The sequence below is a fragment of the Clostridium sp. CTA-1 genome (genome assembly GCF_054768215.1).
The window spans coordinates 125,609-138,244 of the sequence record NZ_BAAAAP010000008.1; the positions used below are offsets into that span (position 1 = coordinate 125,609).

Consider the following 12,636-nt stretch of genomic DNA (forward strand, 5'->3'; position numbering starts at 1 on the left):
TTCCTTTTTTAAAATTGAATTAATTGACTACAAATATTATTGTAAACAATTCATCAACTTTTCTTTTCAATATTATTTAAGAGTTATGTAATTTCGTCAATTATAACTAAAAGCAGTAATCATGTTTGTTAATTATATACTAACATAATATACTGCCTCTAAGTCTTTATAAATATAATTTAATTTAGCCTTTTATAGTCCTTCTTTTTTAGCCATGAATTTAATGAAAATATTAAAACAAAGCTAAATACTACAACTACTCCTAAAAGTGTATTTGCCACTTTTGTATATCCGTTATCTACAGCAAAATATATAGCAGTAGGTATGGTCTGTGTTTTACCAGGTATGTTCCCCGCAACCATTAAAGTAGCTCCGAATTCTCCTAAAGCCCTTGCAAAGGACAATACACTTCCACTTACTATACCTGGCCATGCCAATGGAAAACTTATCTTTAAAAAAATCCTCCATTCACTTGCACCAAGTGTTCTTGCTGCATTTTCATATATATGATCAATATTCAAAAATGCTGCTTTAGCACTTTGATACATTAAAGGTATTGAAACTATTATCGCTGCAACACAAGCTGCAGCAGGAGTAAATATAATAGTTATTCCAAAGTTCTCATATAAAAATTTTCCTATAAAATGCCTCCTGCTCATTAAAATAAGCAGCCCATAACCTGTAATTGTTGGTGGAAGAACCATTGGCATAATAATTAAGCTCTCAAGTATATCTTTTCCTCTAAAATTATACTTAGTAATAACTCTAGCCAATAGTATACCAAATAAAAATGTAAAAATTGTAGATATAAAAGCTATTTTCACTGATAAAATAATTGGTTCTAATATCATAATGATTTCCTATTTTTCTATAGGATTAAATCCATATTTTATAAATATATCTTTGGCTTCTTTTGTCTGAATATATTTTGCAAACTTCTTTGCACCTTCTTTGTTTTTGCTATTTTTAACTACTGCCATTGGATAAACAATAGGATTATGAGATTTTTCATCAAAAGTATATTTTATGTAACTTTTCTTTAATACCTTAGCATCGTTATTATAAACAATTCCTGCAGCGGCTTCTCCACTTTCTACATACTTAGCCACTTGTTTTACAGATTTACCATATACAATTTTATCTTTTAAAACATCCCACAATTTATAGTATTCTATCGCTTCTTTTGCATATTTTCCTGCTGGAACAGATTCAGGTTCTCCTATAGCTAATTTAAAATTCATATTTTTTAAATCAGATATTTTTTCAACTTTTTTGTCTCTATTTTCTTCAGATACGATTAAAACAAGTTTGTTTCCTAATAAATCTTTTCTTGTATCATTATCTATTAATTTTTCTTCCTGTAATTTATCCATATTCTTCTTAGATGCTGATATAAATAAATCCGTTGGAGCTCCTTGTTCTATTTGCTTTTGAAGTGTGCCAGAAGCATCAAAAGTTATTGAAAGCTTAGCTCCTGTTTCTTTTTCATATTTTTTCTGTATTTCTGTTAAAGCTTCTGTTAAGCTTGCAGCAGCAGATACAGTTATATCAAGATTTTCTTTAGATTCCTTCTTATTGGATGCATCTTCTTTTTTTTCCTCTACCTTAGTATTAGTACATCCAAATAAACCTAATGCTAAAATAGATACAATTAAAAAACTTAAAATTTTCTTCAAAATACTCCCTCCTTTTTTTATATATTTTAAATATAGATCATATTTCTATTTTTGTAAACTGTCCCCAAATGCCTTTTGTAAATATTTTTCTAATATAATATTAAATAATTATCTTTTACATATATTTTTTAATGTCAAATAAATTAAGTTATTTTAATAGTTGATTATCTAGAAGGTTTCTAATTATTCTCCTTAACTAAATATAATAAATTATCATCTACATTATAAAATAATGGTGCTATCAATATTTTAGGATATTTTTCTCTTAGCCTCTTAGTTTCACTTAATAAAAAACTAATTTCATTTTCTATTTCAAACATAGGAGCAAAACTCATAAAGTGTTCTTCTGCTTGCTGCATATTCCAGCCAGCATTGTCCACTAGTCCTTGAATAAATTTTTCCTTTTTATTCATTAAATTTACCATTCCACAATGGTTGTGCCCTATTAATGCTAAGGTCTTAACCCCACCTACTGCAATGGCATAAGATATTTTAAACTCACTATATCTTAGGTTCCCTCCACCAGTTCTAAGTATATATGCAAAATTATTAGGTATCTTAAGTTGTTTGCGATTATCCATACACATTCCAACTAACAATTCTGCATTATCATATTTTTCTAGTTTATAACCTAAATTATGATATTTAAAAAGTTTTTCAATAGCTGTGTTTTTATAAATAGGTAATATATCTTTAATGTTTTCTACTTTTATTAATCTATCCATATTTTATTTATGAGATATTATAATCCCATAAAATTTCACCACCTTTATTTATAATTCTAATATTTGCATTACTTAACTATCTTCATTAATTCCTAGATCTTATAAAAAATGATAGATATTAAAACACTTTAACTTTAGCTAGTGGGTTTTATATTAAGTAGTGTCCTATATTAAACTATCTAAATAAACTTATATAATAAATTAATACTTGAATCTATATCCTTTAAATATTACTTTTCATAATGTTTTTTAGGAGGCTCTAATCCTATATATTGATAGTAATAACATTTTAATCTTCCGTTATATAGTTTTCTATTTTTATCTGATTTTTTCCCAAATATTTTTTCAAAACCTTCATAAGAAGTTAATATAAAACAAGACCAATCCTGTAAACTTGAATATACTTCTCCTAGATTTTTATAAAGTTTTTCTACTTCTTTTAAAGTATTTAATCTTTCGCCATAAGGTGGATTAGTTATTATAAATCCATATTTCTTTTTTGATTTAAACTCTTCCATAGACATCTTTTGAAAAGCTATATAATCAGAAACTCCTGCTTTTTCTGCATTATCCCTAGCTGTTTTTAATATTCTTCCATTTATATCTGAAGCTAATATTCTAAAATCCTCTTTATTTATAGAGTTTCTAGCATGGCGCCTTACTTCTTCCCACATATTAAGAGGTATTATATCCCAAGCCTCTGCTGCAAAATTTCTATTTAAGCCTGGTGCTATATTTTTACCTATCAAAGCTGCTTCTATGGCAATAGTTCCAGAACCGCACATAGGGTCTGAAAGTATTCTAGAAGGTTCCCATTTACTTAAAAGCACCAAAGCTGCTGCTAATGTTTCCTTAAGGGGAGCTTCTCCTGCGTTTTCTCTATATCCTCTTTTATGAAGTCCTGGGCCTGAAGTATCCAATGTTAATGTAACTATATCCTTTAAAATACCTACCTCTATTTTATACTCTGCACCATCTTCGCTAAACCAATCCTTAACATACTCTCTTTTCATAGCCTCTATTACAGCTTTTTTTACTATAGATTGACAATCTGGCACACTATGTAGTGCGGATTTAATAGATTTTCCTGTAACATGCATAAATCCATCTTCTGAAATATATTTTCCCCAAGGTACTGATTTAGTTCCTTGAAAAAGCTCTTCAAAACTTTCCGCTTTAAATTCTGCCATTTTTATTAAAACTCTATCTGCAGTTCTAAGCCACATATTACATGTAACTATATCTCTTTCATCACCTACAAAGGTAACTTTACCATTTTCTATTGTTAAATCATCATAACCTAATTCTTTTAATTCATTAGCTACTACTTTTTCTAACCCAAAGGTTGCTGTGGCAATTAGTGTATATTCCATTTTTTCATCTCCTACTTTAAATATAATTTGTGTTTCATATACTGAATAAATTTTCTTATAACTTTATTAATCTATCATAATTGATTATATATATTGAATTTTTCCTATTTTATAGGTTTTTAAATGCACTTTCTTAATAGATTATTATCCTAAGTATTAAAAATATTTTAATAAGAAAAAATTATTTAGCCTGTAATCTAAAATATTTTATATTAGTAACTATTTACTTTAGCTCTAACATTACAGGACAATGATCTGAACCATAAACCTCATTTAATATTTCTGTATTTTCCACCCTATCTAATAGATTGTTTGAAACAAAATGGTAATCAATTCTCCATCCTGCATTTCTCTCTCTAGCTTTGAATCTATAGCTCCACCAGGAATATTTAATCTTATCTGGATTCATATTTCTAAAGGTATCTATATATCCTCTTTCTATTATTTTATCTAACCAGTCCCTTTCTATTCTTAAAAATCCTGAGGCTTTCTCATTAGCTTTAGGATTTTTAAGATCTATTTCATTATGAGCTGTATTATAATCTCCACATATAACTAGCTTTTTACCTTCCTCAACTAACTCATCACAATAATTAAATAAGGCTTCATAAAAATCTAATTTATATTGAAGTCTTTCCTCATCCCTTTGGCCATTAGGAAAATATATGTTTAAAAGTATAAAATCCTTAAATTCAGTTATAAGTATTCTTCCTTCTGAATCAAATCTTTCTATACCTATGCCATGTTTTACTGAAATAGGCTCCTCCTTAGTGTAAGTAGCTACACCACTATATCCCTTTTTATGAGCAAAACTAAAATAAGAATAATAGCCATCTATATTTTTTATATTATCTTCTAATTGATTTTCCTGCAGTTTTGTTTCTTGTATACATAATATATCAGGATTTTCTTCCCCTATCCACTCCAGAAAATTCTTTTTCGCTACCGCTCTTAAACCATTAACATTCCAAGAATAAATTCTCATAATCCTCACCTTTTCTTAAATTCATCTAAATAATGTTATTTAATAACTATTATAAATTATACCAAAAAATTTTGAAAAACACACGTAAAATAATAAAAGTGCTAGGCACTTTTGTTATTTAGAGTATAGAGTGCAGATATGATTAATCTTTTTAAAATGCCTTTTACGGCACACATGCATCTTTTTAAACAAATAGTAGAAGCTAGTATAAACTTCTTACAGATGATTTAGGAAATCCACAGTGAAATTCTTTGAAAAAAAAATATATAGCTTTTAGGCTTTTCATAAATACAAATTAGAATAATACCTTTTAAACCTATTAAAACAAAAAGTACTTTTAGAGAAAATAAATATCTAGAAAAATAATTAGAATACTTTATTTGTGGACTAATATATAAGCTAGCACTTTGCCACAGGACGTGGCATCAGTGCGTTAGTTTAGATATTAGAACACAAATATTAGTATTCTTTATTTTTTATAGCTATTTATTGACTAAAAATACTTTTTGCTTTAATTCTTAACCTTTAAAAGGTATTATACATTAAATCTTTTAACCCACATTTTTTTCTATAGGTTTAACAAATTCTTCTTTAAGATTTTCTTCTTTATTATCTTCTTCTTCTGTTCTACTTTCTTTTGGAAGTATTAAATTTAATATTATTCCTACTAGTGTTGCTAATGCAACTCCTGCTATTTCTACTTCTGAGCCTGCTAACTTAAATTTTACTGCTGCTCCACCTATTCCTAACACTATTATTACAGAGGATATTATTAGGTTTCTCTTTTTACTAAAATCTATTTTATCCTCTACAAATACTCTAAAACCTGAGGAAGCGATTATTCCAAATAAAAGTATACTTACTCCACCCATTACTGGCATTGGTATGGTAGCTATTAGTGTAGCTACAGGTCCTATAAATGAAAGTATAATAGCTATTATTGCAGCCCCCACAATTACCCATACACTGTATACTTTAGTTATAGCCATAACTCCTATGTTTTCTCCATAAGTTGTATTTGGAGGTCCTCCTATAAATCCTGCTAATAAAGTAGCTACTCCATCTCCTAGTATAGATCTATGAAGTCCAGGATCCTTTGTAAAGTCTTTCCCTACTACATTATTTGTTACATAAACATGTCCAATATGTTCTGCTAAAGTTACAAAAGCTACTGGTGCCATTAATATCATGGCATTTATGTTAAACTCTGGTTTCATAAATGGTGGAAGCTGAAATAAGGGTGCACTTGCTATTTTAGTTAAAGTTTCCTGAGATATAACCCCTAGGGATAATGCTGAAATATATCCACATATCATTGCTATAAGAATTGGTATTACTCCTAAGAATCCTTTAAAATACATAGTTCCAAGTATTCCTATTCCTAGGGTTATCATTGAAACTGTAATCCATGCCCATCTTGGTACACTTTGCATAGAATCTACTGTAAAATTAGAATTAAGACCCGCCCAATTTATTGCTACTCCTGCTAATCCTAAACCTATTACTATTACAACGGAACCAACTACAATTGGTGGTAATACTTTATTTAACCAATCTGTTCCTGTAAAACTTATTATAGCTGCTACTAATATATAAATTAAACCTGCAGTTATTATTCCTGATAACATGGCATTAGTTCCATAAGCTGATGATGCCACCGTCATGGGACCTATGAATGCAAAAGATGATCCTATATAAGCTGGTAGTTTTGCCTTTGTACAAAGTACATAAAGAAGTGTTCCTACACCACTTCCAAACAATGCAATGGAAGGACTCATACCTGTAAGCATTGGTACTAATATAGTGGCTCCCACCATTGCAAATAAATGTTGAAAACTTAATGGTATAGTTTTTAAGATAGGTAATTTTTCATTTACATCTACATATTTTTTCATATTATTTCCTCCTTTTAGTCTCTCTGGACTATTTTAAAAGACGCTATTTTTCAAATATTTTAATGGAATCTTGTCCATCAAGTTCTTTTAAATGTACTGATACTACTTCTGTTCTTGAGGTTGGAATATTTTTTCCTACAAAATCTGGTCTTATAGGTAATTCTCTATGCCCTCTATCAACTAGAACTGCCAACTGTATACCAGAAGGTCTTCCATGATGTATAGTAGCATCCATAGCTGCTCTTACTGTTCTTCCTGTAAATACTACATCATCTACTAGAATTATTTTTTTATCATTAATATGATGTTCTAAATCTAAGCTTTTTATTACTGGCTGTTCATTTTCTTTAGTTAAATCGTCTCTATATAAAGTTATATCTACAGAACCTACAGGTACTTTTATATCCTCAATATTTTCTATAGCCTTAGCTATTCTCTTAGCTAGAGGGTACCCTCTTCTTTTTATACCTACAAGAATAATATCTTCTACCCCCTTATTTTTTTCTATTATTTCATGGGCTATTCTTGTAAGACTTCTTTTAATACCTTTTTCATCTAGTATTTCAGCCTTAAGATTCATTTTTATGCCTCCTTTTTTGTAAACTGAAACTTAATTAAGTTGAGTTTTTGCCCATCTAAATTTTAGTTAAACTAATGCAAAAACTTTAAAATTCTTATTTTCCTCTTATGTAAGAAGGAATATTAGAATTGTTAATCATAGAATAAAAAAATGCCTTTACTCTGTGAGTAAAGGCATAATAGTTCCATCTAAATTTATTCATAGCCTTATGACCTCACAGGATCATTTTAAAGGTAAAATATTTCTTACTATTATACAACATTTAATTTAGTTTTTCAACAGTTTTAATTTTATCTTTTGTTTTTACTAATAATTATAAATTGTAATTTTGTCTTTTGTTTTTATGAATAAATATTAATTTTTTAATTACAATTATATTTTTCTTTTGTTATTAAATTATTTTATCTTTTGTTATTAAAAATTTTATCTTTTGCTCTTTTATGTTTTTATCTTTTGTGACATTTATAGACATATTTTATCACTTTTTTTAAATTAAATCAATTCATTTCTTAAAATTTTTATTATTTTTTTGAAATACTCTGGTAGTTGGCTTTCAAATTCTACATATTGTCCTGTAGTAGGATGAATAAAACCTAATAACTTTGCATGCAACATTTGTCCTTTTAGATTAAATCTTTGTTTTTTATAACCATAAACAGGATCTCCTACTAAAGGATGCATTATATGGCTCATATGAACTCTTATTTGATGTGTTCTTCCTGTTTCTAACTTACACTCTACTAAAGTGTGATTTTTAAATCTTTCTATAACCTTATAATGGGTTACGGCATACCTTCCATCTTTCACTACCGCCATTTTTATTCTATCTACAGGGTGTCTACCTATAGGCGCCTCTATAGTTCCCTGTCCATCCTTTATTATGCCCTCTACTAAAGCCATATATACCCTAGAAATTGAATGCTCTTTAAATTGAGCTGCTAAATTATTGTGAGATATGTCATTCTTTGCCACAACTAATATTCCTGAAGTATCTTTATCTATTCTATGAACAATACCAGGCCTTGCTACTCCATTTATACCAGATAAATCTTTACAATGACTCAAAAGAGCATTAACTAAAGTTCCAGAATATACCCCTGGTGCAGGATGTACCACCATTTCTTGGGGCTTATTTACAACTATTACATCCTTATCTTCATATATAATATCTAGCTTAATATCTTCTGGTTCTATTTGAAGCAATTTAGGTTCTGGTATATTTACTTTAATATTATCTCCAACTTTTAATTTATAGTTTCTCTTTTTTTCTTTATTATTTACTAGAACATTCCCCTCATCTATAATTCCTTGAAGATAAGATCTAGATTTATCTTCAAATATTTTGGATAAGTATAAATCTAATCTTACATTATCAAATTCTTTTTCTACTTTTAAGCATATTTTTTCCATAAACTACTCTTCCTTTAATATGTATATAGCTAATAATATGGTACCTATAACTACTAATGTATCCGCTACATTAAATGTAGGGAAAAAATAAACATCTTTATAGTGTAACATTATAAAATCTACTACAAATTTATAATAAATTCTATCTATTAAATTTCCTATGGCTCCACTTATTATTAATGATAAAGATATTTTTAGTAACTTTGAAGTTGGCTTGTACTTTACAATAAAATATGCTACTCCTAAAATTACAATTACAGTTATTAAACTCAAAAATATTAATCTATTTTGAAATATCCCAAAAGCTGCTCCTCTATTTTCTAAATAAGAAAGGCTAAATAAATTTTTTATTATAACTATATCCTTACCAGAAGCTAATGTGTTTAAAGCCCATATTTTACTTATTCTATCTAAAACTATACCTAATATTAATATAATTATTCCCAAAATATCCCCCCTATTACTGTAAAACTATACTTTATCATTAAATAGAATTTTTTATAACTTTAAATTTAAAGTATCTATAAATACTTTAATATATAAGTTTATTCTTTAAAAATTATTCCAAAGTTCAGTGTTCTATTATAAACAGAGTTTTTGACTTTACCAAGGGAGTTTTTACTCCCTTAAAGCTTAGAAAATGGTTATCCAAGGACGTAGCTGCTCTTTACTCCCACTTTTAAGAAGATGAGAGTATTAGAGCAGGTAGTCATCAGATAAATAGACTCTCACTGAACCTTAGAATTACTTGATGTTTAATTTTTAATCATATAATGTACTTTTATAATACTCATTACTTATTCTTTCTACTGGTTCTACATAACCTTCTTCTTCTAAATCCTGTTCTTCTCCTACATTGTAATATTCATCCATATTTTTCATCTTATTAAAAAACTCTACACTTTGATAAGAATCTTCTGCATCAAATTCTACTTTTGTAGTTTTATCATTATATCCATATCCAAAAGGATAACCCAATACTTCTTCTTCAATAGGTCTTTGAACTTTTCTAACATTTTTTCCACTAACTTCATTTTGGCATTTAACACAAAACTCTGCATAAGGAACAAATTCTAATCTTTCCTTTGGTATATGTTTCCCACAACTCTTACAGACTCCATAACTTCCATCCTCTATATTTTTTAATGCATCATTTATTTTTTTCATTATAGATATTTCATTTTCCTTAAGAGCCAGCCCTTTTTCCTTTTCAAAAAGTTCTGATCCTGTATCTGCAGGATGGTTATCATAATTAGATAATTCCATGCTTATGGCAGAGTTAGAATCTATGGTTTCATTATCCTTCATTTCCTCTAGCAAAGAGTTTACGCCTTCTTTTTCTCTTATAAGTTTATTTTTAAAATATTCTAAAGAATTTTTATCCATAGGTTATAAACCCCTTTCTCCATAGAACTTTTACTTTCCTAATGATATTTTAAGTATATTTGCTTTATTTATTCTATGTAAAAAGCTTTTAATTAACCTAATTTTTGTTACCATTTTATATATAATAACAATTTCCTTATTATAATAACTACTGCTCTTTTAAATTAAAATTGTATATTATAATAATTTTTTTATATATAAAAAATTTAGACCTATCTAAATCAAATCGTAATCTAAATTAAATAAACTTAAAGAATTAGGAAATGATATTTCTGTGCATTCGTAATCCTTAATTAAAGTATGTTTTTTATTTCTTAAAGATAAAACTAAAAAAGCTAAAGCTATTCTGTGGTCTTTGAAACTTTCTATCTCTAAGGATTTATCTATGTAGGATTTGTTTCCTTCTATAATTAAATCTCCATTTTTATATGCAGATTTTACCCCAGCCCTTTTTAAATTTTCTATAATAGCTTCTACTCTATCACTTTCTTTAAATTTCAGTTCTTCTACAGATTTAAATATAGTTTTCCCTTCACTAAAGGCCGCTATTACAGAAAGTACTGGTATTTCATCTATTATATTAGGTATAATATGTTTTTCTACTGTAATACCCTTTAAATAGCTTTCTTTCACACGTATATTTCCTACAGGTTCACCATTTAATAACTTTCCCTTTTCTATTTCTATATTTGCTCCCATATTCCTTAAAACATTTATATATTCTATTCTGCCTTCATTTAAAAGTACATTTTTTATACACAAATTAGAACCTTCTATAAGTAAACTTGCTGAAATTAAGAAGGCTGCTGAGGATATATCTCCCGGTACATATATATCTTTACTATTTAATTTAGACTTTTCTATAGTTACTTCTTTTTTAAAAGTACTTTTCTTTCTATCCTTAGAATATATATTCCTTATATTTATATAAGCATCTAAATATTTTAACATTCTCTCCGTATGATCTCTGGTAGACTTATCCTCTACTATTGTGGTTTTTCCTTTTGACATTAAACCTGCTAACAATATACAGGATTTTACTTGGGCGGATGCCACTTTCATATTATATTTTATAGAATTTAATCCATCATGCTTTAAAAACTTAAGAGGTAGTTTATTATCTTTGCTTTCTATTTTTGCTCCCATTTTTTCTAAGGGCTCTATAATTCTTTTCATAGGTCTACAGCTTAAAGAGTCATCACCTATAAATTTTGTTTCTGCCCCTATGCCACTTAAAACACCCGCCATAAGTCTTACTGTGGTTCCTGAATTTTTACCCTGTAATACTTCTGGTTTCTTATTAAAATTTTCATATCCAGGGGAATTTACCTTTAAGGTATTTCCTTCTACCTTTATATCTACTCCAAGTTTTTTCATGGAATCTAAAGTAGCCAGACAATCTAAGTTCTTGGGAAAATTATAAACTTTATATTCTCCTTTAGCTAATGCTCCTATTATTAAAGATCTATGACCTATAGATTTATCTCCTATTATTTCGTATTCTCCCGTTAAGCTTTTTTTTAAACCTTTAACCAATAAATCCATTTTTATTCACCAATTTCTTAATATTAATTTAGATTTAATATAATTTCATAATTATGTTAAGCTATTTTCAACTTATTAGTACAAATTTCAATAAAAATATTTTTACTTATAAAATTTTAGAATAATTTATTCAGTACCCTAGAAACCAAAAATCATAAAAATTCCCCTATAATATTTTATCAATATAATATTTTATCAATTTGTTTTACTTTATCAATTATTTCTTTCATCTCTTTAACATTTATAGTCTGTCTAGCATCAGATATAGCATTATCTGGATTTATATGACTTTCTATTATAAGCCCATCCGCTCCTGCTGCTATAGAAGCTAAAGCCATTGGTTTTACATATTCTCTAAAACCTGTGGCATGACTTGGATCTACTATTATAGGGACTCTATATTTATCCTTTATTACTGCTACAGTATTTAAATCTAGTGTGTTTCTTGTATAACTTTCAAAAGTTCTTATACCTCTTTCACATAATACTACATTCATATTACCTTCACTCATTATATACTCTGCTGCATAAATCCATTCATTAAGAGTAGCACTCATGCCTCTTTTTAAAAGAATAGGCTTTTTTATCTTTCCTACTTCTTTTAAAAGAGTATAGTTATACATGTTTCTTGAACCTATTTGTATCATATCAATATAATCATAAGCTTCTTCTAAATCCCTAGCATCAATTACTTCGCTTACTATGGGCATGTTAAATTTATCTCCACATTCTTTTAAAATTTTAAGTCCTTCAAATTTTAACCCTTGGAAAGAATAAGGAGAAGTTCTTGGTTTAAAGGCTCCTCCTCTTAACATATGAGCTCCTAATTTTTTAAGGCTTCCTGCTATAGCCATAACTGTTTTTTCATCTTCTACTGCACAAGGACCTGATATAATTACTTTTTCTTCTCCTCCTATAACTATATCTCCTACCTTGACTATAATATTTTTACCATTTTTTCTATCTATTAATAATTTTTCCATTAAAATATCACCTACGAAAATTTCTTTCTTTTCTCTCTTCTTTAGACTAATGTTTTATATACTATTTTAAACTTTTAG

Annotated in this window: 12 protein-coding genes; all 12 read right to left on the reverse strand. The window is 28.0% G+C overall.

All coding sequences use genetic code 11. The features are described from left to right. Positions 1 to 179: 179 nt before the first annotated feature. The 12 genes from modB to aroF all read right to left on the reverse strand — a co-directional run bounded on the left by modB (position 180) and on the right by aroF (position 12,558). The gene (gene modB / locus ACYUEW_RS08695; protein ID WP_003486506.1) at positions 180 to 851 is read right to left on the reverse strand and encodes a molybdate ABC transporter permease subunit; all 672 of its coding nucleotides are present in this window, start codon (positions 849 to 851) and stop codon (positions 180 to 182) included. Positions 852 to 860: 9 nt separating this feature from the next. Next, complete coding sequence (modA, locus tag ACYUEW_RS08700) at positions 861 to 1,676, reverse strand: molybdate ABC transporter substrate-binding protein (RefSeq protein WP_003486508.1); 816 nt, start codon at positions 1,674 to 1,676, stop codon at positions 861 to 863. A gap of 179 nt (positions 1,677 to 1,855) precedes the next feature. Further along, the gene (locus tag ACYUEW_RS08705) at positions 1,856 to 2,401 is read right to left on the reverse strand and encodes a carbonic anhydrase (RefSeq protein ID WP_003486510.1); all 546 of its coding nucleotides are present in this window, start codon (positions 2,399 to 2,401) and stop codon (positions 1,856 to 1,858) included. A gap of 230 nt (positions 2,402 to 2,631) precedes the next feature. Continuing rightward, a complete protein-coding gene (locus ACYUEW_RS08710) occupies positions 2,632 to 3,774 on the reverse strand; it encodes a THUMP domain-containing class I SAM-dependent RNA methyltransferase (RefSeq protein ID WP_003486512.1) in 1,143 nt (380 codons plus the stop codon). Between the two features lie 223 nt (positions 3,775 to 3,997). Next, the gene (locus ACYUEW_RS08715; RefSeq protein WP_265204550.1) at positions 3,998 to 4,759 is read right to left on the reverse strand and encodes an exodeoxyribonuclease III; all 762 of its coding nucleotides are present in this window, start codon (positions 4,757 to 4,759) and stop codon (positions 3,998 to 4,000) included. A gap of 551 nt (positions 4,760 to 5,310) precedes the next feature. Then, positions 5,311 to 6,654, reverse strand: coding sequence for a uracil permease (uraA, locus tag ACYUEW_RS08720; RefSeq protein ID WP_003486516.1), 1,344 nt, complete (start codon positions 6,652 to 6,654; stop codon positions 5,311 to 5,313). A 43-nt stretch (positions 6,655 to 6,697) separates the two neighbouring features. Then, on the reverse strand, positions 6,698 to 7,234 hold the full coding sequence (gene pyrR / locus ACYUEW_RS08725; RefSeq protein ID WP_003486519.1) for a bifunctional pyr operon transcriptional regulator/uracil phosphoribosyltransferase PyrR: 537 nt from the start codon (positions 7,232 to 7,234) through the stop codon (positions 6,698 to 6,700). A 492-nt stretch (positions 7,235 to 7,726) separates the two neighbouring features. Then, positions 7,727 to 8,644 carry an RluA family pseudouridine synthase gene (locus tag ACYUEW_RS08730; protein WP_003486521.1) on the reverse strand — a complete coding sequence of 306 codons (918 nt, stop codon included), beginning with the start codon at positions 8,642 to 8,644 and terminating at the stop codon, positions 7,727 to 7,729. 3 nt (positions 8,645 to 8,647) lie between these two features. After that, positions 8,648 to 9,091, reverse strand: coding sequence for a signal peptidase II (lspA, locus tag ACYUEW_RS08735; RefSeq protein ID WP_003486524.1), 444 nt, complete (start codon positions 9,089 to 9,091; stop codon positions 8,648 to 8,650). Between the two features lie 315 nt (positions 9,092 to 9,406). Further along, a complete protein-coding gene (locus ACYUEW_RS08740; RefSeq protein ID WP_003486525.1) occupies positions 9,407 to 10,030 on the reverse strand; it encodes a TraR/DksA C4-type zinc finger protein in 624 nt (207 codons plus the stop codon). Positions 10,031 to 10,246: 216 nt separating this feature from the next. After that, positions 10,247 to 11,575, reverse strand: a complete 1,329-nt coding sequence (aroA, locus tag ACYUEW_RS08745) for a 3-phosphoshikimate 1-carboxyvinyltransferase (protein ID WP_460276591.1) — start codon at positions 11,573 to 11,575, stop codon at positions 10,247 to 10,249. A 179-nt stretch (positions 11,576 to 11,754) separates the two neighbouring features. Further along, on the reverse strand, positions 11,755 to 12,558 hold the full coding sequence (gene aroF / locus ACYUEW_RS08750) for a 3-deoxy-7-phosphoheptulonate synthase (RefSeq protein WP_460276592.1): 804 nt from the start codon (positions 12,556 to 12,558) through the stop codon (positions 11,755 to 11,757). Positions 12,559 to 12,636 lie beyond the last annotated feature (78 nt).

Excerpts from the sequence above, each read along its gene's own strand:
- modB (WP_003486506.1), bottom strand. The coding sequence starts at position 851 with ATGATATTAGAACCAATTATTTTATCAGTGAAAATAGCTTTTATATCT.
- ACYUEW_RS08705 (WP_003486510.1), bottom strand. The coding sequence starts at position 2,401 with ATGGATAGATTAATAAAAGTAGAAAACATTAAAGATATATTACCTATT.
- ACYUEW_RS08710 (WP_003486512.1), bottom strand. The coding sequence starts at position 3,774 with ATGGAATATACACTAATTGCCACAGCAACCTTTGGGTTAGAAAAAGTA.
- ACYUEW_RS08715 (WP_265204550.1), bottom strand. The coding sequence starts at position 4,759 with ATGAGAATTTATTCTTGGAATGTTAATGGTTTAAGAGCGGTAGCGAAA.
- uraA (WP_003486516.1), bottom strand. The coding sequence starts at position 6,654 with ATGAAAAAATATGTAGATGTAAATGAAAAATTACCTATCTTAAAAACT.
- pyrR (WP_003486519.1), bottom strand. The coding sequence starts at position 7,234 with ATGAATCTTAAGGCTGAAATACTAGATGAAAAAGGTATTAAAAGAAGT.
- ACYUEW_RS08730 (WP_003486521.1), bottom strand. The coding sequence starts at position 8,644 with ATGGAAAAAATATGCTTAAAAGTAGAAAAAGAATTTGATAATGTAAGA.
- ACYUEW_RS08740 (WP_003486525.1), bottom strand. The coding sequence starts at position 10,030 with ATGGATAAAAATTCTTTAGAATATTTTAAAAATAAACTTATAAGAGAA.
- aroA (WP_460276591.1), bottom strand. The coding sequence starts at position 11,575 with ATGGATTTATTGGTTAAAGGTTTAAAAAAAAGCTTAACGGGAGAATAC.
- aroF (WP_460276592.1), bottom strand. The coding sequence starts at position 12,558 with ATGGAAAAATTATTAATAGATAGAAAAAATGGTAAAAATATTATAGTC.